This is a genomic window from Cupriavidus sp. 01L45, assembly GCF_056399885.1.
Map to the genome: position 1 here is coordinate 163650 of NZ_JBFTSG010000002.1, position 24679 is coordinate 188328.

27 protein-coding genes are annotated in these 24679 nt (G+C 67.5%); 16 read left to right on the forward strand and 11 right to left on the reverse strand.

Features of this window, described 5'->3' with window-relative positions; all coding sequences use genetic code 11:
- Positions 1-89 precede the first annotated feature (89 nt).
- Together AC1DT6_RS02300 and ku are read right to left on the reverse strand one after the other, a co-directional pair.
- Positions 90-896, reverse strand: a complete 807-nt coding sequence (locus tag AC1DT6_RS02300) for a MerR family transcriptional regulator (protein WP_441629250.1) — start codon at positions 894-896, stop codon at positions 90-92.
- 7 nt (positions 897-903) lie between these two features.
- Positions 904-1797, reverse strand: coding sequence for a non-homologous end joining protein Ku (gene ku, locus AC1DT6_RS02305; RefSeq protein ID WP_441629248.1), 894 nt, complete (start codon positions 1795-1797; stop codon positions 904-906).
- Between the two features lie 372 nt (positions 1798-2169).
- Between ku and tolA the strand changes: the two genes are divergently transcribed.
- Positions 2170-2883, forward strand: coding sequence for a cell envelope integrity protein TolA (gene tolA / locus AC1DT6_RS02310; RefSeq protein WP_441629246.1), 714 nt, complete (start codon positions 2170-2172; stop codon positions 2881-2883).
- Positions 2884-3001: 118 nt separating this feature from the next.
- Here the strand turns inward: tolA and AC1DT6_RS02315 are convergent, their stop codons facing one another.
- From AC1DT6_RS02315 to AC1DT6_RS02340, 6 genes are all read right to left on the reverse strand, one after another.
- Positions 3002-3814 (reverse strand): MetQ/NlpA family ABC transporter substrate-binding protein, encoded by an 813-nt coding sequence (locus tag AC1DT6_RS02315; RefSeq protein WP_441629244.1) that lies wholly within the window; start codon positions 3812-3814, stop codon positions 3002-3004.
- A 132-nt stretch (positions 3815-3946) separates the two neighbouring features.
- On the reverse strand, positions 3947-5401 hold the full coding sequence (locus AC1DT6_RS02320) for an efflux transporter outer membrane subunit (protein ID WP_441629242.1): 1455 nt from the start codon (positions 5399-5401) through the stop codon (positions 3947-3949).
- Complete coding sequence (locus AC1DT6_RS02325; protein ID WP_441629240.1) at positions 5398-6324, reverse strand: efflux RND transporter periplasmic adaptor subunit; 927 nt, start codon at positions 6322-6324, stop codon at positions 5398-5400. Before AC1DT6_RS02325 ends, AC1DT6_RS02320 begins: the two co-directional genes overlap by 4 nt.
- Complete coding sequence (locus AC1DT6_RS02330; RefSeq protein ID WP_035869418.1) at positions 6321-6530, reverse strand: DUF1656 domain-containing protein; 210 nt, start codon at positions 6528-6530, stop codon at positions 6321-6323. Before AC1DT6_RS02330 ends, AC1DT6_RS02325 begins: the two co-directional genes overlap by 4 nt.
- A 33-nt stretch (positions 6531-6563) precedes the next feature.
- The gene (locus AC1DT6_RS02335) at positions 6564-8627 is read right to left on the reverse strand and encodes an FUSC family protein (RefSeq protein WP_477103301.1); all 2064 of its coding nucleotides are present in this window, start codon (positions 8625-8627) and stop codon (positions 6564-6566) included.
- Between the two features lie 4 nt (positions 8628-8631).
- Positions 8632-9093: a MarR family winged helix-turn-helix transcriptional regulator gene (locus tag AC1DT6_RS02340; RefSeq protein ID WP_276286350.1), complete on the reverse strand. Its 462-nt coding sequence runs from the start codon at positions 9091-9093 to the stop codon at positions 8632-8634.
- Positions 9094-9551: 458 nt separating this feature from the next.
- Here AC1DT6_RS02340 and AC1DT6_RS02345 point away from each other — a divergent pair, with 458 nt between their 5' ends.
- The 6 genes from AC1DT6_RS02345 to AC1DT6_RS02370 all read left to right on the forward strand — a co-directional run bounded on the left by AC1DT6_RS02345 (position 9552) and on the right by AC1DT6_RS02370 (position 14664).
- Positions 9552-10349, forward strand: a complete 798-nt coding sequence (locus tag AC1DT6_RS02345) for a crotonase/enoyl-CoA hydratase family protein (RefSeq protein WP_477103300.1) — start codon at positions 9552-9554, stop codon at positions 10347-10349.
- 47 nt (positions 10350-10396) lie between these two features.
- The gene (locus AC1DT6_RS02350) at positions 10397-11575 is read left to right on the forward strand and encodes a thiolase family protein (protein ID WP_477103299.1); all 1179 of its coding nucleotides are present in this window, start codon (positions 10397-10399) and stop codon (positions 11573-11575) included.
- Between the two features lie 42 nt (positions 11576-11617).
- Complete coding sequence (locus tag AC1DT6_RS02355; RefSeq protein ID WP_441629230.1) at positions 11618-12382, forward strand: SDR family NAD(P)-dependent oxidoreductase; 765 nt, start codon at positions 11618-11620, stop codon at positions 12380-12382.
- 110 nt (positions 12383-12492) lie between these two features.
- Positions 12493-13407: a LysR family transcriptional regulator gene (locus AC1DT6_RS02360; protein ID WP_441629228.1), complete on the forward strand. Its 915-nt coding sequence runs from the start codon at positions 12493-12495 to the stop codon at positions 13405-13407.
- Positions 13408-13759: 352 nt separating this feature from the next.
- Complete coding sequence (locus tag AC1DT6_RS02365; protein ID WP_477103298.1) at positions 13760-14095, forward strand: T6SS effector amidase Tae4 family protein; 336 nt, start codon at positions 13760-13762, stop codon at positions 14093-14095.
- On the forward strand, positions 14092-14664 hold the full coding sequence (locus AC1DT6_RS02370) for a hypothetical protein (RefSeq protein ID WP_477114429.1): 573 nt from the start codon (positions 14092-14094) through the stop codon (positions 14662-14664). Before AC1DT6_RS02365 ends, AC1DT6_RS02370 begins: the two co-directional genes overlap by 4 nt.
- 139 nt (positions 14665-14803) lie before the next feature.
- Here the strand turns inward: AC1DT6_RS02370 and madM are convergent, their stop codons facing one another.
- Positions 14804-15592, reverse strand: a complete 789-nt coding sequence (gene madM / locus AC1DT6_RS02375; protein WP_441629222.1) for a malonate transporter subunit MadM — start codon at positions 15590-15592, stop codon at positions 14804-14806.
- A 9-nt stretch (positions 15593-15601) separates the two neighbouring features.
- On the reverse strand, positions 15602-16012 hold the full coding sequence (gene madL / locus AC1DT6_RS02380; protein WP_441629220.1) for a malonate transporter subunit MadL: 411 nt from the start codon (positions 16010-16012) through the stop codon (positions 15602-15604).
- A gap of 418 nt (positions 16013-16430) precedes the next feature.
- Here madL and mdcA point away from each other — a divergent pair, with 418 nt between their 5' ends.
- The 7 genes from mdcA to mdcH are packed head-to-tail and all read left to right on the forward strand — an operon-like array spanning position 16431 to position 22604.
- The gene (mdcA, locus tag AC1DT6_RS02385; protein ID WP_477103297.1) at positions 16431-18089 is read left to right on the forward strand and encodes a malonate decarboxylase subunit alpha; all 1659 of its coding nucleotides are present in this window, start codon (positions 16431-16433) and stop codon (positions 18087-18089) included.
- A complete protein-coding gene (locus AC1DT6_RS02390; protein WP_477103296.1) occupies positions 18089-18997 on the forward strand; it encodes a triphosphoribosyl-dephospho-CoA synthase in 909 nt (302 codons plus the stop codon). The genes mdcA and AC1DT6_RS02390 overlap by 1 nt, the downstream gene beginning before the upstream one ends.
- A complete protein-coding gene (locus tag AC1DT6_RS02395; RefSeq protein ID WP_441636651.1) occupies positions 18997-19311 on the forward strand; it encodes a malonate decarboxylase subunit delta in 315 nt (104 codons plus the stop codon). Before AC1DT6_RS02390 ends, AC1DT6_RS02395 begins: the two co-directional genes overlap by 1 nt.
- Entirely contained in the window at positions 19308-20159 is an 852-nt protein-coding gene (locus AC1DT6_RS02400) for a biotin-independent malonate decarboxylase subunit beta (RefSeq protein ID WP_441636653.1), read from the forward strand. The genes AC1DT6_RS02395 and AC1DT6_RS02400 overlap by 4 nt, the downstream gene beginning before the upstream one ends.
- The gene (mdcE, locus tag AC1DT6_RS02405; protein WP_477103295.1) at positions 20156-20986 is read left to right on the forward strand and encodes a biotin-independent malonate decarboxylase subunit gamma; all 831 of its coding nucleotides are present in this window, start codon (positions 20156-20158) and stop codon (positions 20984-20986) included. Before AC1DT6_RS02400 ends, mdcE begins: the two co-directional genes overlap by 4 nt.
- A gap of 32 nt (positions 20987-21018) precedes the next feature.
- Positions 21019-21669: a malonate decarboxylase holo-ACP synthase gene (locus AC1DT6_RS02410; RefSeq protein ID WP_477103294.1), complete on the forward strand. Its 651-nt coding sequence runs from the start codon at positions 21019-21021 to the stop codon at positions 21667-21669.
- A complete protein-coding gene (gene mdcH, locus AC1DT6_RS02415; protein ID WP_441636671.1) occupies positions 21666-22604 on the forward strand; it encodes a malonate decarboxylase subunit epsilon in 939 nt (312 codons plus the stop codon). The genes AC1DT6_RS02410 and mdcH overlap by 4 nt, the downstream gene beginning before the upstream one ends.
- Positions 22605-22613: 9 nt before the next feature.
- Here mdcH and AC1DT6_RS02420 read toward each other — a convergent pair whose 3' ends face one another.
- Positions 22614-23084 (reverse strand): Lrp/AsnC family transcriptional regulator, encoded by a 471-nt coding sequence (locus tag AC1DT6_RS02420; RefSeq protein ID WP_006158020.1) that lies wholly within the window; start codon positions 23082-23084, stop codon positions 22614-22616.
- A 161-nt stretch (positions 23085-23245) separates the two neighbouring features.
- On the opposite strand from AC1DT6_RS02420, the gene AC1DT6_RS02425 reads away from it, so the two are divergent.
- Together AC1DT6_RS02425 and AC1DT6_RS02430 are read left to right on the forward strand one after the other, a co-directional pair.
- On the forward strand, positions 23246-24157 hold the full coding sequence (locus tag AC1DT6_RS02425) for a DMT family transporter (RefSeq protein WP_035869461.1): 912 nt from the start codon (positions 23246-23248) through the stop codon (positions 24155-24157).
- Between the two features lie 101 nt (positions 24158-24258).
- A complete protein-coding gene (locus tag AC1DT6_RS02430; protein ID WP_035869463.1) occupies positions 24259-24639 on the forward strand; it encodes a hypothetical protein in 381 nt (126 codons plus the stop codon).
- Positions 24640-24679: the final 40 nt, after the last annotated feature.

A 24679-nucleotide genomic window follows, 5' to 3' on the forward strand; every position in this document is an offset into this window, starting at 1 on the left:
CCTACAAAATGGCCGCCGCTTTTTCAAAGCGGGGAACCGTGCGGAAGCACCCGATGGCACGCGCCGCCAGCGCCACGCGCGGCGGGCATTCACTGCGGCTGCAGCTTCCGGTATGCGTTGAAATGCCGGATCGCACGCATATCGTCCCCCAAGGTTTCATACAGCCGCGCTGCATTGAAGTGGGCATCCGCGAACTCCGGGGCGAGTTCGATGCAGTGCCCATAGCTGGCCAGCGCCTCTGCCTGCAGCCCGTCGTCTTCCAGCGCGACGGCCAGGTTGAAGTGCATCAGCGGTTCGTCCGGCAGATGCGCAAGCCCGCAGCGGTAGAGCGCGATCGCCTCTCCGAAGTGGCCGGCGGCGCAGAGCATGCACCCCAGGTTGAGATAGGGTTCGAGATAGCTCCCATCGGCTGAGAGCGCACGGCGGTATGCCTGCTCCGCTTCGCCAGGCGCCTCGGCTTCCAGCTTGCAACCGGTCTGGAACCAGATGCTCGCTTCGGCGGACGGGGCTTGGTGCAGGGAATGGACGGCGGCAGCGCCGGCCTCCTCTGGCTCGAAATCCATCAGCAGCTGGCCCGATTCCGCCTGCCACTGCCTGACGGTGTCGCGGGTCGCCACCTCATTGCCGATCGCGCGAATTCGCACGCCGGTCAGCGGCGCTTCCTGCCCTCTGGACGCCTTCAGTTTCGAAAGCGCGCGCGAGATGCGGCGGCTCGGGATCTGCGCCTCGCGCAATGAGTTCGCGGTGCGCAGCATCACCATGTCCTGGAAGGTGAAGAGGTATTCGCGGCGCGCGCCGCGGCTTGGCGTGACCACGCCATCCGCGATCAGCCTGGCGGCAACCGAGCGCGGGATGCCGAGCATGGCCTGGACCTCGCGCAACGTATATAGCGTCATCTGCCGGTCACTTCTTGCCTGCCGCTCGGCGCGCGGGTGCCGGCGCGGGCGCGGTGGCGCGGCGCGCGGTCTTGCGTGCCTTCGGCGCATCCGGCGCCGCGGCCGTTTTCCCGGCTGCGCGTTTGCGCTGCTGCACACTGGCGCGCAATGCTTCCATCAGGTCGATGACTTCCGCGCCCTGCGTGGCTTCGCGTTGTTCCGTCACGGTGATCTTCTTGCCGGCGATTTTCTTGTCGATTGCCGCGAGGACCCGCGCCTTTTCTTCGTCGGCGTAGGCGGCGGGATCGTAGCTGCCCACCGAATTCTGCTCGATCAGTTGCTGCGCCAGCGCCAGTTCCGCGGGCTGTACGTCCGCCTTCTCCACATGCAGGTCGGCCATGGGGCGCACTTCGTCGGCATAGAGCAACTGCTGCAGGATCAGGCCATCGTCGCCTGGCCGCACCTGGACCATGTACTGCTTGCCTTTCCACACCCATCGGGCCAGCGCGCAGGTGCCGGTCCGGCGCATCGCTTCGGTCAGCAAGGCATACGGCTTCGCTCCGCGCTTGTCCGGGCCGAGGTAATAGGCATTGTCGAAGTAGATCGGATCGATCGCGCCGGCCGGCACGAACGACACGATGTCGATCGTATGGCGGCCCTCCGCCTCCAGCGCATCCAGTTCTTCCGGCTCGAAGACCACATAGTGATCCTTCTCGAACTCGTACCCCTTCACCATCTCGGAGCGCTCCACCACCACATCTTCGCGCAGGCAGATGTACTGCTGTTTCAGGCGCGATCCGCACCCTTTGTGCAGCAGGTTGAAGCTCACCCCGGATTGGCTTTCCGTCGCGGTGTACACCTTGACCGGAATCGAGACCAGCCCGAAGCTGAGGGAAAGCGAAGCGAGGGAACGAGCAGCCATGGCGAATCACCCTGCGAGGACGGGAGCGGGATCTTTCGCATATAGCTTAGACCGTGCCCGGCAAAGGGTTGAATGCATGGACGCCCGCGGAGGCAGAGTCGCCACTTTTTGGGCCTGTAGGCGATTTTTTGACGTGCAAGCTCGGCGGACCGGACGTGTAAATTCTGCGATGGACGGAGTCCGGCATGGCGCGGCGGCAGCCCCACGGAATCTCGCTTGCCTAGGCAGCCAATGCCGACCTAAGCTCCATACAGAGGATCCTAAGCGCGGGTTGGCGCACAAACCATCGCGAAGTGTCCTTTCATATCGATGTCAGAGTGATGCCAGAGCTATGCCGCGTGGAACACCTGCGGCCTCTGGCCAGCCCGCGCCATGGAGCCCATCGCCTATCCGTATCAACTGGTACAGGAGCGGGGAACGCTGAAATGTTTCCTGCTGGCTCTGTTCATGCATCTGCTGCTGGGCATCTTGCTCTACTACGGCGTGCACTGGCAAAGCCGCACGCCGGCAGGCGTGGAAGCCGAATTGTGGGACAGTGTTCCCGACATTGCGCAGCCCCAGCCGGTGGTCCAGCCGAACCCCGAATCCGTGGTCAAGCCGGAGGAAAACGCCGATATCGCGCTGCAGGCGCAGAAGCGCCGCCAGGCCGCGGCGGCGGCGGCGGAAGCCAGACAGGCCGAGCAGCGCGAGCGTCAGGCGGCGCTCAAGCAACAGCGCCAGAGCGAACTGGCACGCCTGCAAGCCATGGCCAACAGCGCCCCCACCACCGGTGGCGTGGGCAACCGTGCGGGCACCGGCGCCGGCGCGGGCGGCGCTGCGTCGCCCGGCTACGCGGACCGCGTGCGGCGCCGCGTCAAGCCGAACATCATCTTCACCGAAGAGGTGGCCGGCAACCCGGCCGCGGTGGTGACGGTGCAACTGGCGCCGGACGGCTCGTTGCTGTCGGCCCGCCTGACCAAGTCCAGCGGCAATGCCGGCTGGGACAACGCGGTGCTGCGCGCGGTGGAGCGATCCGATCCGCTGCCGCGCGACGAGAACGGCCTGGCGCCCGCCAAGGTCATCATCACCTTCATGCCGAGGGAATAGGCAGGCAGCCAGACTGCAAGGCCCAACGAAAAACCCCCTCCGGATCGCAGGATCCGGAAGGGGTTTTGTCCTGGCAAGCCAGCGCGGGACCAATGAAGCCCCCGCATCGCCCGCGCACTCAGAACGAAGGCACCATCGCGCCCTTGAACTCGTTCTTCATGAACTGCTTCACCTCTTCCGACTGGTAGGCAGCCACCAGCTTCTTCACCCACGGCTTGTCCTTGTCCTGGGTGCGCACCGCGATGATGTTCGCGTACGGGCTGTGGATGTCTTCCAGCGCGATGGCGTTGCGGGTCGGCTGCAGGCCGGCGGCCAGCGCGTAGTTGGTGTTGATCACGGCCGCCGCCACATCGGGCAACGCGCGCGCCAGTTGCGCCGCGTCGAGTTCGACGATCTTCAGCTTCTTCGGATTGTCGCTGACGTCCAGCGGCGTCGCGTTGACGCCATTGGTGCCCACCCCGCTCTTGAGCTTGATCACGCCTTGCGCGGCCAGCAGCAGCAGCGCGCGGTTCTCGTTGGAGGGATCGTTGGGAACGGCCACCCTGGCGCCTTGCGGCAGGTCCTTGGGCGACTTCAGCTTTTGCGAGTAGATGCCCAGCGGCGAGATGTACGTGTAGCCCACGCTGACCATCTTGTAGCCGCGCTGCTTGACCTGGCTGTCGAGATAGGGCTGGTGCTGGAAGCTGTTGGCGTCGAGGTCGCCGGCGTCGAGCGCGGCGTTGGGCTGCACGTAGTCGTTGAACTCCACGACCTTGATATTCAGGCCTTCGCGCTTGGCGACTTTCTGGACCACTTGCCAGACCTGCGCGTCCGGACCGCTGACCGTGCCGACGCGCAAGGTCTGTTCCTGCGCCGGCGCGGCGCCCGAGGCCACGATGCCAAGCGTGGCGATCGCGATGGACAGGGTTTTCTGGATCGAGGGATAAAACATGGTGCTGCTATTCCTTTGTGCTCTTTGTACGCTTTGTACTGGTTCGGCTGATCCGGCGGGTTCGGCCCGTTTGCCCAATTCGGTCAAGCAAGATGCCGGGCATGAGAGTGTAAACGGACGCACGCCGCGCGCTCAATCCCCGCCCATCGCCTGCGTCTTCACTTTCGGCGCATCCTGCCAGCCGCCGCCGAGCGCGAGGAACAGGTTGATCTGATCCAGCGCGACCTGGCTTTCCGACGCGGCCAGCGAGGCTTCGGTGCTGGCCAGCGTACGGTCCGCATCGAGGCTGGACAGGTACGGCGAACGTCCGGCCTGGTAGAGCTGGCGGTTTTGCCGCGCCACCTCGTTGGCCTTGTCGCGGGCATCGCGCAGGGCCGCGGTGCGCTCCAGTTCACGCGTATAGCTGCTCAGCGCGGACTGCGTTTCGCGCAGTGCCTTGAGCACCACGCCGTCGAAGCGCGCGAGCGCCGCCTCGGCGCCGGCTTCGGTGCCATGGATGCGCGCGCGGGTGCCGCTGGTCGGAATGTTCCAGGTGATCAGCGGGCCGAAGCCCCAGTGCGCCGTCGGCGCCTGGCCAAGATGGTCCAGGATGCCGGTAAAGCCGGCGGAAGCGCCGATACGGATGGACGGATAGAGATCCGCCGTGGCGACGCCGATCTTTGCCGTGGCCGATGCGAGTTCGCGCTCGGCCTGGCGCACGTCGGGCCGGCGCTTGAGCAGCGCTGCGCCGTCGCCCACGGGCAAGGCCTGGCTCAGCCTGGGTTCTTCATGGCAGGCATATTCCGTCAGCGACGCGGCGGTGGGCGGCTTGCCCAGCATCACCGCCAGGCGGTACGCCGCGCCTTCCTGCTCGGCCTTGAAGCGTGGCAATGCAGCGCGCAGCGTGTCGGCCTGGGCCTGGGAGCGCAACAGGTCGACCGGCTGGCCGCGCCCCGCCTCTACCATCTTGCGCGCCAGTTCGACGCCGCGGCGCTGCAACTCGAGCTGGCGCTCGGCGACTTCCAGTTCATGCGTGGCGGCGCAGCCCTGCACATAGGCCCGCACCGTCTCCGCGGCCACGCCCACGCGCGCCTGGTCGAGCGCGGCCTGGCTGGCCTGCGCGCCGGCCAGCGCCGCTTCGTCCGCGCGTGCGAGCTTGCCGAAGAAGTCGATCAGGTAGGAGACGTTAAGGCCGACGTCGCCAAAGTTCATCACCGGAATCTTCTCTTCCTTGAGCAGCGGCTCTCCGGCGATCTGCCCGCGCTGCGCACCGGCCAGGAAACGGGCCTCGGGCAGGTTCTCCGCCTCCACCTCGTGATAGACCGCGATGGCGCGCTTGAGATTGGCGGCGGCGACGCGCAGATCCGTATTGGCGGTCAGCGCTTCCTGCACCAGCTTGTCGAGCCTGGGGTCGTCGTACAGGCGCCACCAGCCGTCGGGCACGGCGCCGATCGACACGGCCGGGTTGTCCGTGCCGAGCAAGGGGCCATTGGCGGCGGGCGCGTTCACGGTCGCATTTTCCGGCACGTGGTAATCGGGGCCGACGGTGGTGCAGGCGAACAGCAGCGGCACCAGGGCCGGCAGCAAGGCTAGGCGCAAGGCGTTCACTGCACGGCTCCGTGGGTTGCGGCAGCCTGGCCCGAGGCCGCGAGCTTGTCCTTGCCGGCCGGCTCGCGCACCGATACGGTGGCCGTGCGGCCCGCCACCAGCCGCAGATCGGCGGGCGGATTGTCCAGCACGATGCGCACCGGGATGCGTTGCGCGAGGCGGACCCAGTTGAAGGTCGGGTTCACGTTCGGCAGCAGGTTGGACCCGTTGCTGCGGTCCCGGTCCTCGATGCCGGCGGCAATGCTTTGCACATGGCCATGCAGCACGCCGGATTCGCCCATGATGCGGATCTCCACCGGATTGCCGATATGGATGCCATGCAGCTTGGTTTCCTCGAAATAGCCTTCCACGTGGAAGGAATTCGCGTCGACCATCGACAGCACCGGGCGGCCCGTGTTGACGTAGTCGCCAAGGCGCGGCAGCCGGTCGTTCAGGTAGCCATCCACCGGGCTGAGCACGATGGTGCGCTCCAGGTTGAGCCTGGCGATATTGACCGCCGCCTGCGCCTGCGCCAGCGCGGCTTCGCCTTGCTGGACCTTGGCCAGACCTTCTTCCACCACTTCCTTGGAAACCACCTCGGACAGCGCCTGGCTGCGCCGCGCCTCGCGGCGGGCCTGGGCCAGCGTGGCGCTTTGCGCGGCCACCGTGGCCTGCGCCTGCTGCAGCGCCAGCGCGAAGCGGTCGCGGTCGATCTCGAACAGCGGCTGGCCGCGCTGCACGCGCTGGTTGTCCTTGACCAGGACCTTGGTCACCAGGCCGGACACGTCAGGCGCGATCTGCACCACGTCGGCGCGGATATGGCCGTCGCGCGTCCATGGCGCGACCGTGTAGTAATCCCACAGGTGTTTGACGACGACGACCGCGACCGCGGTGACGACAAGGGTGAGGACGATGGGTCCAAGCGTACGAAGATTGAGTTTCATGACTGCAGCCGATAGGCCAGGTAGACGGTGCCACCCAGGACGATCCCGTATAAAGCCAGATTGAACAGCGACCGGTGCCAGACCAGCCGGTAAAAGCCCACACGCGCCAGCACGGCGCGCGTGCAGGCGGTGATCAGGAAAGCCACCAGCATCCACGCCAGCAGGCTCGGGACAAACACACCATAGACGTCGACTTCACCGCTCATTGCCATTGCTCGCTGTATTGATCGATTCCATGCTCATTTCTCGATTCCGGCCGGGCTTGCGGCCTGAGCCACAGCTGGGCTCATCGCCAGGGGCGCTGCCGAAAACAAGGCGACGTGCATTTCCACCAGCGCGGCAAACGCCTCGCGCGAGGCCTGGTCGGCACGCGTGGCCACCTTGCGGATCGCCTTGCCCATCCGCTCGCGCAGCACCTGCGGCGGGGCTTCGGCCCTGGCATCCAGGCGTGCCTGGTAGTAGCTGGCCACGCCCTGCAGCACGCGCCGCACGGCACGCTGGTGTTCCGGCGCCAGCGCGGGCAGCTCGCGCTGCAGCGCCAGCGTGCTGAGTTCGACGCGCACTTCGGTGAAGCCGTCGCTGGTGGTTTCATCCTCGCTGGCGGCCAGCCGCGGCACGATCTGCGCCAGCCGGTCCAGCATGCGGGCGCGCAGGTTGGCGTGCTCGCCGGGTTCGCGGCCGGTGGCATTGCGGGCAATGTCGCCCCAGCTCGCGCGCACCAGCCGGCGCACCGCCGCCCTGGTGCCGAAGGGGCGGGCCACCAGGGTCCACACCAGCGCGAACAGGATGCCCGCGATACCCGCCACGTTGCCGTTGAAGAAGGCATTGAAGTCGGCGTTGTATGCGCCCTGCAGGCCAATATCGTTGGCGGTGACCACCGCCAGCGGCATGGCGATCAGCGCAAGCCGCGGCTGCGCCATCATCAGGCCGATGAGCAGGTAAGGCGCCGCGAACATCAGCACCAGCATCTCGAAGTCGTGCGCGTTGGGCAGGACCACGAACAGGTAGACCGTTGCCAAGACCAGGCAGACCACGTTCCAGCGGAAGAAGGAGCGGATCATCGGCGCCGGCTCGTCCATCGCGGCAAAGAAGCAGCAGGACACCGCGCCCAGCGCGACGGCGCCGGCGCCGTCCGCCCAGCCCGTCCAGATCCAGACCAGGCCCATGCAGAAAATGGCCAGGGCGGTCGTGGCGGTGGAGAACAGCAGCATGCCGTGATCGTAGTGCCGCGCCGCGCCCACGCCCCAGCGCTGGAACACCGGCGTCCAGTCGCCCTGCGGGGCGGCCTCGCCGATGCGGCGCTGCAGCGAGACGCAGTCCTGCCACAGCTCCATCAGTTCGAGCAAACGGCCTTCGGCGGTGGCGGCCAGCGCGGCGTGCCAGTCCGGGCCGGCGCTGCCGGCATCGAGACCCGCGTCATCGGCGGGCGCGGCAGGAGACAACTGCAACGCGGGCAGCGGCGCTTGCGCGCCCTCCCCGATCCACGCCGAGACCTGCGCCATGTTCTGCGACAGCCGGCGGGGCACGCCCGCCGCGTGCTGGTGGAGCGCCTCCACCACGGAGGCCAGCGACGACAGCACGGGCAGCAGCATGGTCATGCGGCCGCGCAACTCCTGCGCGTGCTTCACGCGCGCGGCGCTTTCGGCGTCGTAAGAAAGCTGGCTGATCAACTGGTCGAGCGCGAGGATGTCGGCGGCCAGCCGGTGCCGGCTGTGATGGCGCGAGACCTTGGCGGCCGGCTGCGCGGATAGCATATCGGTGGCCCACAACGCGGCATCGGCCAGCCATTGCGCGGATCTCTGGCCGAGCACCGTGGCCACCTTGGCCGGGAAGATGGTCGAGCCGACGATGCTCGCGCACAGGATGCCCAGGCAGATTTCCTCGGCGCGCGCCACCGCGAGATCGAACACGCCGCCGGGATCGCCCACGGCAGGCAACGCCACCATGGGCAGCGTATAGGCCGCCAGCATGAACACATAGCTGCGCGGCGTACGGTGCAGCAGGGCGATATAGAGCAGGACCCCGATCCACAACGCAACCGCGGCCATCAGCAAGACCGGCGCATTGACCAGCGGCGGCACCATGGCAACCGCCGCGGCCGCGCCCAGCAGCGTGCCGAGCACGCGGTACAGCGCTTTGGAGCGGGTCGCGCCGGTGAGCGGATGCGCCACGATATACACGGAAGCCATCGCCCAGTAGGGGCGCGGCAGACCGAGGTACAGCGCGATGAACAGCGCCAGCATGGCCGCTGCAAAGGCTTTAAAGGAAAAGATCCAGTCTCTTCCGGTTGGCCAGCTCAACATGTTCTCARGACCCGGAAGCGGTATTGGGCGCGGACTCGGCGGCGCGTGCGAGTGCGTCGAGAACGCGCATGGCGCCCTCGAAATCCTGCTCGCTGATGTCGGCGAAGACCGTGGCGCGCACTTGCTTGAGTTCGATCTCGATTTTTTCGGCCAGCGCCTCGCCGGCGTCGGTCAGCCAGAGCGTATTGGCCCGCCGGTCGTTCGCATCGACCTCCCGGCGCACCAGGCCGGCGGCGCAGAGCTGGTCGAGCAAGCGCACCAGCGATGCGCCTTCGAGCCCCACATAGTCGGCCAGCCTGACCTGGCGCACACCGCCGCCAAGGCGGCGGATAAACAACAAGGGCCCGGCGGCCGCGGCGGAAATGCCGTAGGCGGTGACTGCGCCCTGGGAGATCTGGCGCCATTGGCGGCCGGCCAGCATGAGCTGGCCGGTAAAGGCGAAACGGAGGGCGTCGATAGGAGGCATGGACTAAATGATAGCAGCCATATAGTTAGGATGCAAATGATCACCATGCGAAGCAATATCGTATTGCGTCGTGCGAATAATGCAGCACACGGACCGCAGGACGGCAGTGCAAGCTCGCCGCCGCCGATATCCATGGGATATCACTGCCGCTGAAATGAATATTGGACACCTAGCGGCACGGTCCCTTAGCCTTTTGGGATAAACCCGGCCCCGGAGCCGGGGTACAAGAGGAGACCCGATGCACCCTGTCCGCCGCCTGCCGCTGGCCGCCATGGCCGCCAGCGCACTCGTGCCCGGCACCGGCGCCGCGCGCCGACTAGCCCGAACGGCCCACCAGGATGATGGTGTCGTCCCCGCCCGGCAACAGCACCGATCGTGCCAGCATTCCCAAGCCATGACATTCGTCACCAGAGCAAGGCCAAGCAGACACGCCTGACACGCCAACTAGGAGACTCCGCATGACCAGCTTCCTGCGCTATGAACAACAGGGCCACATCGTGACCCTGACCATGAACGAGCCCGAGCGGCGCAACCCGCTCACCGGCAATACCGCGGTGGCCGACTTCCTGGATGCCATCGACCGCATCCACCGCGACACCAGCGTGCGCGCGGTGATCATCACCGGCGCCGGCTCCGCATTCTCGTCGGGCGGCAATATCCGCGACATGGAGCGCCAGGCCTCAGGCCAGGTGCCGGGCATGGAGATTCGCCAGGACTATCGCCTGGGCATCCAGAGGCTGCCGCTGGCGCTGTTCAACCTGGAGGTGCCGGTGATTGCCGCCGTCAATGGTGCGGCCATGGGCGCGGGCCTCGATCTGGCGTGCATGTGCGATATGCGCATTGCCTCGGAGCAGGCGCAGTTTGCCGAGAGCTTCGTCAAACTGGGGATCATTCCGGGCGATGGCGGCGCGTGGCTGCTGCCGCGCGTGATCGGGCTGTCGCGAGCGGCGGAGCTGACCTTTACCGGGCAGGTCATCGATGCGCGCCAGGCGCTGGAGTGGAATCTCGTTTCGCGCGTCGTGCCGGCGGAGCAGTTGCTGCCCACGGCCAATGAACTGGCGGAGCGCATCGCCGCCAATCCGCCGCATGCGGTACGGCTGGCCAAGCGCCTGCTGCGCGAAGCGCTGCACACACGGCTGGATACGCTGCTGGAATTGTCGGCCGGCTTCCAGGCGCTGTCGCACCAGACCGCGGACCACCGGGAAGCGGTCTCCGCCTTCCTGGACAAGCGCCAGCCGGCGTTCACCGGCAATTGATCCGGCACCACACCAACTTCCATCCACCGCACATCCGGAGCACCGCCATGCAGCAAGCCGTCATCGTAGACGCCATCCGATCCCCCATGGGCCGGTCCAAGCCCGGCTCGGCCTTTACCGGGTTGCACCCCACGGAATTGCTGGCGCAGGTGCTGGCCGGGCTGGTGGAGCGCAACAAGCTGGACCCAGGGCTGGTGGAAGACGTCATCACCGGCTGCGTCAGCCAGGTGGGCGAGCAGTCCGCCACGCCGGGCCGCGTCGCGTGGCTGGCGGCCGGCTTTCCCGAGCATGTGCCTTCCACCACCATCGACCGCAAGTGCGGCTCCAGCCAGCAGGCCGTGCATTTTGCCGCGCAAGGCATCATGGCGGGCGCCTACGATATCGTGATCGCCTGCGGCATCGAATCGATGAGCCGCGTGCCGATGGGCTCCGGCCGCATCGGGCAGAACCCCTACGGGCCGTCCTTCGAGGCGCGCTACGCGCCCGGGCTGGTGTCGCAGGGCGTGGCGGCGGAGCTGGTCGCGGCGCAGTGGGAACTGTCGCGCGGCGACCTCGACAACTACGCCGCGCAATCACACCAGCGCGCGCACCAGGCGCAAGAAGCTGGCGCCTTCCGCCGCGAGATCCTGCCGATCCGCACCGCCGCCGGCCTGGTCCAGCACGATGAAACCATCCGCCCCGCCACCACGGCCGAGCGCCTTGCCACGCTGGCGCCGTCGTTTCGCGACGAGGCGCTGGGCCAGCGCTTCCCGCAGATCGGCTGGAACGTAACCGCGGGCAATGCCTCGCAGATCAGCGACGGCGCCTGTGCCATCCTGCTGATGAGCGAACGCGCCGCCTCGCGCCTGGGCTTGAATGCGCGGGCGCGTTTCGTGGCCTTCGATGCGTGCGGCGACAGCCCGCTGACCATGCTGACCGCCCCGATCCCGTCAAGCAAGCGCGCACTGGAAAAGAGCGGCCTTGGCCTCGATGCGATTTCCCACTACGAGATCAACGAAGCCTTTGCCTGCGTGCCGCTGGCCTGGCAGCGCGCGCTCGGCGCCGATCCCGCGCGCCTGAACCCGCGTGGCGGCGCGATCGCGCTTGGCCATCCGCTGGGCGCCTCGGGCGCGCGCCTGATGACCACCATGCTGCACGCGCTGGAAGACAGCGGCGAGCGCTACGGCCTGCAGTCGATGTGCGAGGCCGGCGGCATGGCCAACGCCACCATCATCGAACGGCTCTGAGCCGGTACCTGTGCATCCATACCAAGAACGAGGAGAGTCCAGATGAAACTTGCCAACATGTCCGCCGTCGTCACCGGGGGCGCCTCGGGGCTGGGCCTCGCCTGCGCCCGCCGCCTCACCGAGCGCGGCGTGGCCGTGGTGATCGCCGACCTGTCCGAAGAGAATGGCGCCGCCGCCGTGCGGGAACTCGGCGAGCTGGCCCGCTTTGTCCAGGCCGATGTCTGCGATACCGCGCAGATGACCCGCGTGTTCGACGCGGCGGACGCCCTGGGCACCATGCGCGCGCTGATCCATTGCGCCGGAGTGGGCGGCCCGGTGCGCCTGGTCGAGAAGGACGGCCAGCCCGGTTCGCTGGAAAAGTACGAATCGATCGTGCGCATCAACCTGGTCGGCACCTTCAACACGCTGCGTCTCGCGGCGGCGCGCATGGCCCGCAACGAACCGGTCGACGGCGAGCGTGGCGCCTGCGTGCTGACGGCATCGGTAGCCGCCTACGAAGGGCAGATCGGGCAGATCCCCTACGCCTCGGCCAAGGCCGGCATCGTCGGCATGACGCTGGTGGCGGCGCGCGACCTGGCCCAGCGCATGATCCGCGTCTGCACGATCGCGCCCGGCCTGTTCGATACGCCGCTGCTGGCGCGCCTGCCGGAGAACGTGCGCGCATCGCTCGGCGCCTCGGTGCCGCACCCGGCGCGGCTGGGCACGCCGGATGAGTTCGCCTCGACCGCGCTGCATATCCTGGAGAACGCCATGCTGAACGGGGAGACCATTCGCCTGGACGGCGCGATCCGCATGACGCCGCGCTGAACCAAAGCGCCGCTTGCGAGGCCCCGGTGCTGTCCACGGGGCCGCGCGGCTTCGAATCTGGTTATCATGCTCCGGTCACCGCCACCGCACGCACGAACGCCGCGCCTCCTATGCGAAACCGGATCAACGAAGAAATCACCTTCCGCAAGCTGGAAGTCCTGCTTGCCTACATGGAGACCGGCAACCTCGCCAAAGCCGCCGAGGCGCTGGACGTGAGCACCGTCAGCGTGCATCGCGCGCTGCACTCGCTGGAAGAAGGCATGCGCTGCGCCCTGTTCCGCCACGAAGGGCGCAACCTGCTGCCGACCGAAGCCGCGCATGTGCTGGCGGATGTGGCCGACGATGTGATCAAGACCATGGCCGACGGCATCCGCGCCACGCGCCAGGCCGCCGGGTACTCGGCCGATCACATGAAGATCGGCTCGCTCTATTCGCTGACCATCCGCACCGTGCCGGACGTGGTGATCGGCATCAAGGTCAGGCGGCCGGAACTGCAGGCGGAACTCGTGCTGGGCTCCAACGCGGACCTGCTCTTCAAGCTCAAGCAAGGCGCCATCGACGCGGCGCTGATGGCCATGCCAGAGCCGGATACGGAGATCGAGTCCATTCCCTTGTTCGAGGACGAGATCTACTTCGCCGCGCCAGCGGATTCGCCCTACGCGCAGCAAGCATCCATCGACCTGCGGCAATGCAGGGACGAGCCCTTCGTCACGCTCAGCGAGGGCTTCATCACCTATCAAGGCTTTATGGAGGCCTTCCGCATTGCCGACTTCACGCCCAATGTGGTGATGAAGGTCGGCGACATCTTCTCGCTGATGAACTTGGTCAGCGGCGGCGTGGGCTACGCCCTGCTGCCAGGCCGCGTGCGCGACGTGTTCCCGCACAAGGTGACGCTGATCCCGCTGTCCTCGCAATACCGGCTGCGCCAGACCATCGGGCTGAGCTTCCTGCGGCGGCGCGAGCGGGATCCGAACCTGCTGGCGCTGGCGGCGGTGTGCAGGTTGGCGATGCGGGCGCCGAGCTAGATACCGGCAACGGACTCTGCGCAAACGCCTGTGGAGTACGTTATTGGTGACGCCTCAGGCGTCCCCAAGGGCGCCGCGCGGGCGATTCCACTTGGCGTCCATCCGAACGGATTCTGCACTTGCTCTCGCACCCAGTGCGAACCCGTGACCATTTTTCGTGCAATAGCCAATCTGCACATGGCCAAACAGGCTGAGCAGTTGCGCCCAATTCCTGGCCAATCCCTTCTAGCGGACCAAACGTGGGCGTCAGGCATGTATCCGGAAATTTCCGCATGCAAATGCAGACCTTTCCACTCGCTTACTGCGCTACGCTGCCGCATCGACACCGATCTGGCACGTATTTGAATCCGCAATGGAGAAGTCATGGGAGCGAGCAAGCCAAACGGACTGGCTTCGGCTAAAGCCGTTCGCCGGCATTGGTGTACCGGAAAATATCACCGGCGCCGAATGGCAGAGGAAAATCAAGGGTCGTACTGGCATTGTCGCATTCAAGAACTATTGGAGGCGCTCAGGCCAGTCCAACGCAACTGGCGGTCATATTGACCTCTGGAATGGCTCCAGGTTGACGTCAAGCAGTGCTCAGGGTGCAGTAACCAACTTCCTGCGCTTTGCGGTCGGCGTCAATGCCACGCCCTTTTACTCTGATCTGGGCAACTCAAGCGAAATATTGTTTTGGGACATCAAGTGAAACGTGTGGCTTCCGTTGTCTTGTTAAGTGCCATCGGCGCAGTCATTGGGCTTTTGGCTTCGTTGCCGCTTGCTCGATTTGTCCCGATTTGCGGAGAAGATTGTTCAGGGCAGCGACTTGCGCAGACTGCGTCCTGGTCGCTTGGCACTGCGGCCCTTTTCCTGCTAGCTGGTATTTTCTGGTTTCGGAGCCCTGCTTCCCATTGGACCAACTGGCTCGTCCGGCTCGTCGTACTTGTGCTGCTAGTTGGCGGCGCATCGGCGGCAAGCTATGTCCACAAGCTCCAGGTCGAGAATGAATACCTGCACAGCATCCGCGAAATACAGCGCAGCAGCGATTTCCCCACGTTGGTGATCCTGAAGAAGGAAGTGTCCGTACTTGCAAGCTCCGAGGCTGACGGCTCACCAACGCTCTTCCGTGCGGCGAGGTGGGAACGGTGCGCAATTGGGCGTCAAGAGAGCCTGCCACCGAGGCGGATCGAGATTCAGTGCCGCGCTGGGACGGGATGGCTAAGTGCGGAAGACRCGAAAAATCTGATCGCCGTCGCGCCACGGGACAACCATCCGTGAACCCTCCTGATTGCGCAGCACAACGAGATCCGGAATAAGGGAGGGCGCATCGGCGCGATGGTTGCAGCGGGCAAATCAGAAATCCAGCAAACGAGCTTGCCACTGCTGCAACGAGCGCCTCTCATCCGGACGGCGTCGACTAACCCACCACCGCCTTGGTCGCCAGAAACAACAACGACGGCCCCAGCAAGCACCCCAGGCCAGTGTGGAACGTCGCCACCAGCGCACCATAAGGCACCAGCCTGCGATCCGTCGCCGCCAGCCCCGCCGATACACCGCTGACAGTACCCGCCAACCCGCCGAACACCATCGCGGCGCGCGGGTTGTTCAGGCCAAGGAAGCCTGCCGCCATGGGCGTTCCCACCATCACGATGATGGCCTTGATCAGCCCCGTGGCAATGCTCAGCGCGATCACGTCGGAGCTGGCGCCCAGCGCGGCGCCGGTCACCGGCCCCACGATATACGTCACCGCCCCGGCGCCGATGGTGGTCATGCTGACCGCGTCGCTGTAGCCGAACGCGCGCGCCACCGCGGCACCCACGATAAACGGCAGGATGGTGCCGAGCAGCAGGGAGATGGCGCCTACCAGCCCCGCCTTGCGCGCCTCCGTGACCTGCACTTCGAAGGCGGTGGCGACGATGGCGAAATCGCGCAGCATGGCGCCGCCCATCAGGCCGATACCGGAGAACAGCGAGATGTCGGCCAGGCCCTTCTCCTTGCCGGTGGCGATGCCACCGTAGTAAGCCAGCAGCAGGCCTATCACGATGGCGATGGCGGAGGCATGGACACGGCCGAAGGTCAGCCAGCGTGACAGGCGCGAGGACAACCACATGATGATGCCAACGGCAGCGAAGGCGGTGACCAGGCCGTTTTGCAACAGGATGGTATCCAGCAGGTGGGGAATGGATTGTGCGGAGGAAATCGACATGGCGGCCTCTCAGTGCGAAGCGTGGCTGGGGGTGGCTTCAGGGGACGGCAGCGGCGGCAAGGGCGCGTGGTCGCCGGTGCGGCTGAGCACGGCGATGCAGCAGGCTGACACCAGCACCGCGCCGATTGCCGCGATCAGGGCTACCGGCCCGCCGCGCAGCGCGGCCACCACGTTCTGCTGCGCAGCCATCGCTACCACCACGGGGATATACATCGCGCCCCAGAAGCCCACGCCCGCTTCGGTCTCCTTGGGCAAGAGCCCGCGCCCGTGCAGATAGAGCCGTATCGAAATCAGCAGCAGCATCGCGATGCCGACGCCGCCCACATTGGCCTTGACGCCGATGGCAATCCCCAGCAATTCGCCGAGGAACAGGCCGGCGAGATGGCAGAGCGCCAGCAAGGCGGTTCCGTAGATGATCATGGTGCTGTCTCCTGATGGCCTGTCCACATGCTTGCGCGCAGGCTGGTTCCGGGTTTGTGTTTGGCCCGCTCTATGGGCGGCGGGTCCGCCGGTGCAGGGAGCGGGCTTGTGCGCGCACATCCGTCCGGTATGGATGCAATCTAGGCGAGCCGCCGCAGCGCATCAATCAACCCGGGGAGTGAATCGTTAGCATGGGATTAACGTCGCGCCAGGAGCCTTGAATGCTCGTAGTGACCGGACAGGCATTTGCCCGCCGCGCAGCGGCGTTCGGTCCGCACGCAGTGCGAGTGACCGGCTTGCATGTCGTGCCGCCAACACTTACACCTAGAGTAACGATGCCGCGGGCAGCGTCATTGCTTGCGCCGCACGCCGTGCGTATCTTGGTGCCATCACCCGCATCAAGCACACCGGAGACGCGATGCCGAACCCAGCCACGGACAGACAGTGGGACACCCGCCGCACGGAGAAGCGCCGCCGCCTTGCCCGCGGCGCCGCCTTTGCCAGCGGCCGCGTCGTGCCCACCGCCGACATCATCCCTTTTCTCGAAGCCATCACCGCGCCGGGCGACCGCGTGGTGCTGGAGGGCAACAACCAGAAGCAGGCCGATTTCCTCTCGCGCTCGCTGGCCGGGGTGGACCCGGCCAAGGTGCACGGACTGCACATGATCATCCCGAGCGTGAGCCGGGTGGAACACCTCGACCTGTTCGAGCGAGGCATCGCCAGGAAGCTGGACTTTGCCTTTGCCGGCGCGCAGAGCCTGCGCATCTCGCAGTTCCTGGAAGACGGGCAACTGGAAGTCGGCGCCATCCACACGTACATTGAGCTGTACGCGCGGCTCTATGTGGACCTGACGCCGAACATCGTGCTGATCGCCGGCTACAAGGCCGACCGCGACGGCAACCTCTACACCGGCGCCAGCACCGAGGACACGCCGGCGCTGGTGGAGGCCGCCACCTTCCGCGACGGTATCGTGGTGGCCCAGGTCAACGAGATCGTGGACGACCCCGCCGGCCTGCCCCGCGTGGATATCCCCGGCTCGTGGATCGACTACGTGGTGCAGGCGGACAAGCCCTTCTTCTGCGAGCCGCTGTTCACGCGCGATCCGCGCCTGATCAAGCCGGTGCACGTGCTGATGGCGATGATGGCGATCCGCGGCGTGTACGAGCGCCACCAGGTGCAATCGCTCAACCACGGCATCGGCTTCAATACCGCGGCCATCGAACTGATCCTGCCAACCTACGGCGAGTCGCTCGGACTCAAGGGCAAGATTTGCAAGTACTGGACGCTGAACCCGCACCCCACGCTGATTCCCGCCATCGAATCCGGCTGGGTGGAAAGCGTGCACAGCTTCGGCAGCGAACTCGGCATGGAGAACTACGTGGCCGCGCGGCCCGATGTGTTTTTCACCGGCGCCGATGGATCGATGCGCTCCAACCGCGCCTTCTGCCAGCTTGCCGGGCAGTATGCGGTGGACCTGTTCATCGGCTCCACCCTGCAGATCGACGGCGACGGCCATTCCTCCACGGTCACACGCGGCCGCTTGTCCGGCTTTGGCGGCGCGCCAAACATGGGCCACAACCCCGGCGGGCGGCGTCATCCCACGCCCGCCTGGCTGGACCTGATCGAGACCGACGATCCGCTGGCGCGCGGCCGCAAGCTGGTGGTGCAGATGGTGGAGACCTTCCAGGCCGGCGGCAAGCCGACCTTCGTCGAATCGCTCGACGCGGTGCAGGTGGCGAAGGACAGCGGCATGCCGCTGGCGCCGGTGATGATCTACGGCGACGACGTAACCCATGTACTGACCGAGGAAGGCATCGCGTATCTCTACAAGGCGCGCTCGCTGGAGGAACGCCGCGCCATGCTGGCGGCGGTCGCCGGCGTGACGCCGATCGGACTGCGCCACGACCCCGCCACTACGCGCCGCATGCGCAGCGACGGCCTGATTGCGCTGCCGGAGGATCTCGGCGTGCAACGCAGCCAGGCAACCCGTTCGCTGCTCGCGGCAAAGAGCATGGCCGACCTGGTCGACTGGTCGGGCGGGCTGTACGAGCCGCCCGCACGGTTCCGGAGCTGGTGATGGCGAGCCCCGCATGGCTCGCCGGGCCGGGCATCGATGGCGCCTTCGAACCGGAGGCGATTGCGCTGGCGGATCTCGCCGTGAGCGCGCTGATCGACGAGGCCGCGCTGTCGCCCAAGCCCGGGCTGGTCGATGGCCGCGGCAATGGCGCGCATGCCGATCTCAACCTGGACCTGATGCGCGTCTCGGCGCGCGCGCTGCACCCCGCCTTCGCCGAAATGGCGGCAGCGGGCATGCGCGCCGCCCGGCCCGGCGTGGCGCTGCGCGAGCGGCTGGGCGCGCTCGGCCGGGACGCCGAGGCCGCCATGATGCGCGCCACCGGCGGCATCAACACGCATCGCGGCGCGATCTGGAGCCTGGGCCTGCTGGTGGGCGCGGCTGGCCTGCACCGGGATACGCGCAGTGCGCACGGCGTGGCACGGACCGCCGGCGCCATCGCGCGCCTGCCCGACCGCCATCGCCCCGCGCACACCGGCAACAAGGGCGAACGCGCGTGCATCGACTACGGCGTCAGCGGCGCGCGCGGCCAGGCGCAGGCAGGCTTCCCGCATGTACTACGCGCCGGCCTGCCTGAGCTGCGGCGCAGCCGCGCGCGCGGCGACGCGGAGCCCAGCGCGCGCGTCAACGCGCTGCTGGCGATCATGCGCCGCCTCGACGATACCTGCGTGCTGGCCCGCGCCGGCCGCGAAGGGCTTGCGCTGATGCAGGAAGGCGCCAGCCAGGTGCTCGCGGCAGGCGGCATCGCCACGCTGGCCGGACGCCGCCTGCTGCGCCGCCTGGAAGCCGGCATGCTGGCCTGCAACGCCTCGCCCGGCGGCGCGGCCGATCTGCTCGCCGCCACTTTTTTCCTGGACCGGTTGCCATCCGCGACACCGCCGGTACATTGCCCCGTGCAAGGAGACAACTAATGGAACAGCTCCAGTTCGAATATCCCGCCGGTGCGCCGGCAAGCCAGCGCGTGCTGGTAGGCGTGGTCGGCTCCGGCGACCTTGAAGTGATGGTCGAGCCCGGTACGTCCGGCACCACCACCATCCATGTCACCACGTCGGTGGACGGCTACGGCAAGGTCTGGGACGCGCAGCTCTCGCGCGTGTTCAGCGCCGAACCGCGCGCCGCCATGCGTATCCGCATCCACGATTTCGGCGCCACGCCGGGGGTGGTGGGCATGCGGCTGGCGGAAGCCTTCGAAGCGCTCGGCACCGATGGCGGGGAGCAATCATGAACCACGCATCGCTACTGACGCGCGAGAGCTTTGTCGAGCTGGGCGCACGCGCAAGGGCGCATGCGCTGCTCGATCCCGGCAGCTTCCGCGAACTGGCGGGCCCGTTCGATCGACTGGTCTCGCCGTGGCTGGAACGCCAGGGCGTAGTGCCGCAGGCCGACGACGGCGTTGTGGTGGCCAAGGGCCGCATCGGCGGACAGCCCACCGTGGTCCTCGCCATCGARGGCGCGTTCCAGGGCGGCAGCCTGGGCGAAGTGGGCGGCGCCAAGATCGCCGGTGCGCTGGAACTGGCCGCGCAGGACAACCGCCGCGGCGTGCCCACGCGCGCCGTGATTTTGTTCGAGACCGGCGGTGTGCGGCTGCAGGAAGCCAATCTGGGACTGGCCGCCATCGCCGACATCCACGCGGCCATCGTCGACCTGCGCCGCTACCAGCCGGTGGTGGGCGTGATCGCCGGGACGGTGGGCTGCTTCGGCGGCATGTCGATCGCGGCGGGGCTGTGCAGCTACCTGGTGGTGACGCGCGAAGCGCGGCTGGGCCTCAACGGCCCGCAGGTGATCGAGCAGGAAGCGGGCGTCGCTGAATACGATTCGCGCGACCGGCCGTTTATCTGGAGCTTTACCGGCGGCGAGCAGCGCATCGCCACCGGCCTGGCCGACCGCTACGTCGACGACGACAGCGATGCCATCCGTGCCGCCGTGCAAGCGCTATTGGCAGGCGGCGTGCCGGCCGCGCACCGCAGCGAACGCTACGCGCACTACCTGCAATGCCTGGCCGAATACGATCCGGCGCGCCAGCCGGAGCCGGAGACCGTCCGCGCCATCTACGCACCAGGAGCAAAGTCATGAGTACAAGCACGAGTACAGCAAGCGCCCCAGGCCGCGGCGAAACCTGGCTCGCGGCGCTGACCCGCAACGCCCCGCGCCGCCCCGGCTATCCCGCCACCGTGCAGGTTGCCGACGCGGAGCTTGGCGGTCGGCCGGCACGCTTTATCGCGGTGGTGCCCGACGCTGCCAACGCCTACCCGCGCGTGCGCGGCGGCGAGGTGGGCCTGCTCGAAGGCTGGTCGCTCGCGCAGGCGGTGCATGAAGCCGTGCAGGCCGACCGCGACGCCGCGATCAGGCGGCCCATTGTCGCCATCGTCGATACGCCCAGCCAGGCCTATGGCCGGCGCGAGGAAGCCTTCGGCATCCACCAGGCCCTGGCCGGCGCGGCCGGCGCCTACGCCACGGCGCGGCTGCAAGGGCATCCCGTGATCGCGCTGCTGGTCGGGCGCGCCATGTCCGGCGCCTTCCTGGCGCACGGCTACCAGGCCAATCGCCTGATCGCGCTGGACGATGCCGGCGTGGAAGTGCACGCGATGGGCAAGCAGGCCGCCGCCCGCATCACCATGCGCAGCGTGGAGGACCTGGAGAGCTTTGCCGCCAGCGTGCCGCCGATGGCGTACGACATCGGCAACTACGCCACGCTGGGGCTGCTGTGGAAAATGATCGGCGTGAAACACGCCGCGCAGCCGGATGCTGCCGATCTCGACGCCGTGCAGGGCGCGCTGCTGGCGGCGCTGGCCGATATCCAGGCCGACCCGCAGCCCGATCTGCGCAGCCGCCTCGGCGGGCAAAACCGGCAGGCTTCCGGCCGCGTGCGCGAAGTACTCGCGCAGCAGTGGCAGGACTGAAGCCATGGCATGCCGCGCCGCAGGGCAATGACATGACCGCACGCACGCTGCTGCCACACGACCTGCTGTGGCTCACCGACCCGCAGGCCTTCGCCGGTGCCAATGCGCTGCCTGCCTGGGCGACGGTCGAATGGCTGGCGCGTGCGCCGCTTGTCGTGCGGCGCGACCGCCTTGACGGTGCCCGCGTCCCGGTCGGGCTGCGCGGCACCACGCGCGCGCAGCGCCACGCGGCGTGGCTGCCCGATACGCAAGTGGCGCGCGTGGTGACGCCGGGCATGATCGCGCGGCAGGCGCGCTGGCGGGACCATCCACGCCGCCGGGAATTGCCGGCGCTGGCCGCGCTCGCTCGCGTGGCGCCGCTGCTGGACGATGCGCAGGTGAACTGGGGCGTGACGGGCGGAACCGGCTTCACGCTCGCCTCCGGCATCGATGTGCTGCATGCCGGCAGCGATCTCGATCTGCTCGTCACCGCCACCGTGCCGCTTGCCACGGGCACCGAACGGGCGCTCGCCGCCCTGCTCGACGCTACCGATGTCCGCATCGATATCCAGGTGTCCACGCCCTTCGGCGCCTTTGCGCTGCGCGAACGCGCACGCACGGGAGGCCGCGTGCTGCTCAAGACGGCGAACGGTCCCGTCATGAGCAACGATCCATGGCACCCCCTGATTTGCAGCACGCCATGAGCACGCTGTTCACCTTCCCCGGCCAGGGCGCCCAGCGTCCCGGCATGCTGCACGCGCTGCCCGCTCATCCGGCGGTGCGCGCCGCGCTCGACGAAGCCAGCGACGCACTCGGGCGCGATGCGCTCGCGCTCGACAGTGCGGCCGAACTCGCCTCCACCGTGGCCGTGCAGCTCAGCCTGCTGATCGCCGGCGTGGCGATGGCGCGCTGCCTGCTTGCCGAGGGCGCCAAACCCGATGCGGTGGCAGGCCTGTCGATCGGCGCCTACCCGGCCGCGGTGTGCGCGGGCGTGCTGGACTATGCTGATGCGCTCAGGCTGGTGGCGCTGCGCGGCCAACTGATGGAGCAGGCATATCCGGACGGCTATGGCATGACGGCGATCCTGGGCATGGAACTTGGCCCGCTGGAGCGCGTGATCGCGCAGGTGCACGGGCCGGGATCGCCGGTCTACCTGGCCAACCTCAATGCGCCCGCCCAGTTCGTGATCGCGGGTGCCGCACCGGCCATGGCGCGCGTCGCGGAACTGGCGCTGGACAGCGGCGCGCATGCGGCCAAACCCATCGCCATCAGCGTGCCTTCGCACTGCGCCCTGCTCGACGGCGCGGCGCACGCGCTCGTTCATGCCTTCGCCGACGTGCGCCTCGACCGGCCGCGCCTGCGCTACTTCAGCGCCAGCGCGGCGCGCGAGTTGCGCGACCCCGCCCGCATCGGCGCCGACCTGGCGCGCAACCTCGCCGTGCCCGTTCGCTGGCACGAGACCATGCTGCTGGCGCGCGAATGCGGCGTGCGCCTGGCGGTGGAAATGCCGCCCGGCAATGTGCTGACGCGGCTGGCCGCGCCCCTGCTGTCCGACGGCATCGCCGTGGCCTGTGCCGACACGCGCATCGACAGCGTGGTGGCGCTCACGGCGCGCGAAGCGCTGCGGGCGTCCTCCTGAGCCAGCGCCTCAGCCCAGCGGCAATGCCGTGCTGTACAGCACCTGCTTGAGCGCAAAACTCGAACGGATGCTGGACACACCGGGGATGCGCGTGATCTGGTCGATGATCAGCCGCTCCAGCGCTTCCACGTCGGCCACCACCACGCGCAGCAGGTAATCGGCATCGCCCGACATCAGGTAGCACTCCATCACCTGCGGCAAGGTGGTGATACGCCGCTCGAAGGCATCGAGCGTTTCGCGGCGCTGCTTGTCCAGCGAGATCTGGATGAACACCACCACCTTCAGGCCGAGCCGGCGCGCATCCAGCAGCGTCACCCGGCGCGAGATCACGCCCTGTTTTTCCAGCTGCTTGACCCGCGCCAGGCACGGCGAGGGCGACAGGCTGACGCGGCTGGCCAGCTCCACATTGGTCAGGCTGGCATCTCGCTGCAGCTCGTTGAGAATCCGGATATCCGTGGCGTCCAGGTCAATGTCCAGCACGTTGCGCTCCCGCTTTTTCGAATAGCAGCATTCTATGCCGCAGCGAGCGGGATTTGCAGTTGGCTTCGGTTTATGCTGCGGCGCAATAGACCGTAGACTTTCCAGCCTCCCCCACCCATCCGCGGCGGCGGGGCAATCTGGTCACGGAATCGAGTAGAAGCATGCAAGCACAACAAGGATGGCGCCGGTTTATTCCCCTCGCCTGCGCCGTGGCGATCTGGGGCGGCAACTGGCCGGTCATGAAGCTGGGCCTGACCCACGTCAGCCCGCTGTGGTTTGCCGCCGCGCGCTTTGTCTCGGCCGCCGCGATCAGCTTCCTGGTGCTGGGCGCCCTGCGCCGGCTGCGGCTGCCGACGCGGCAGGAGTGGCCGCTGGTGATCGGCGTGGGCCTGCTGCAGATGGCGGCCTTCACCGCGCTGGCGCTGTGGGCGCTGCAGTACGTGCCGCCGGGCCGCGCCTCGGTGATTGCCTATGCCACCTCGGTCTGGGTGATTCCGCTGTCGTCGCTGGTGCTCAAGGAGCGGCTGTCGCGCCCGCAATGGATCGCCACCGGCCTGAGCTATGCCGGTATCGCGCTGATGATCGCGCCGGCGCTGCGCGACTGGCAGCTGCATACCGCCGTGGGCCTGGTGATGCTGCTCGGCGCGTCGCTGGCCTGGTCGCTCAGCATCATCCAGTTGCGCGCGAACCGCGCGGTGCGGCTGGGCGCCGACATGATCCCGTGGGAGACCGCGGTCGCCTCGGTGCCGCTGGTGCTGCTGGCCCTGCTGCGCGACGGCGCGCCGCACTTCCTGTCGATGCCCGAGATCTGGCCGCTGCTGTTCTATACCGGGCCGCTGGCCACCGCGCTGACCTTTATCGTGGTGCTCAACATGACGCAGACCCTGCCGCCCGCCGCGACCTCGATCGCCATGCTGTGCGTGCCGGTGATCGGGCTGGTGGTGTCGGCGGTGGCGTTCCAGGAGCGCATCTCGGCGGATCTCTCGGCCGGGCTCGCGCTGATCGCGCTGGGCGTGGCAACCTCCGCACTGGCGCCCTGGCTGGGGCGGCGCCTGCCGTGGCGCAGCGCTTGATTTCCACCGGAGTTACAAGAAGACACAGTTGTATTGGCCCGCTAATACCTGACAACGGCGCGCCGCATTACAGTGGCGGCAACTACTAACCGGAGTCACCCGTGCGGAAACTTGCCACCCTTTGCGCCTTTGCCGCTGTCGCGGGCCTTGCTTCAGGCGCGGCCTTCGCGCGCGTGGACGTGGACATCGGCATCGGCCTGCCCGGCCCGGTGTTCGTCGCCCCTGCTCCGGTCTATCAGGCGGCTCCCGTCTACCAGCCGGCCCCGGTCTACCGCGCCGCGCCGGTCTACGAAGCAGCCCCGGTATATGTCGCGCCCCAGCCGGTCGTGGTGGCGGGACCTGGCTACTACGGTCCCAGATACTATGGCCGCGGCGAGCGCGAGTGGCGTGAACGCGAATGGCGCGAGCAGCGCTGGCGCGAACGCGAGCGCCATGAGCATGAGCACGAATGGCGCGACCGTGATCGCGACTGGCGCCGCTGATGGCGAGGACATGGCTGCTTCTGCTGGCACTGCTGCTATT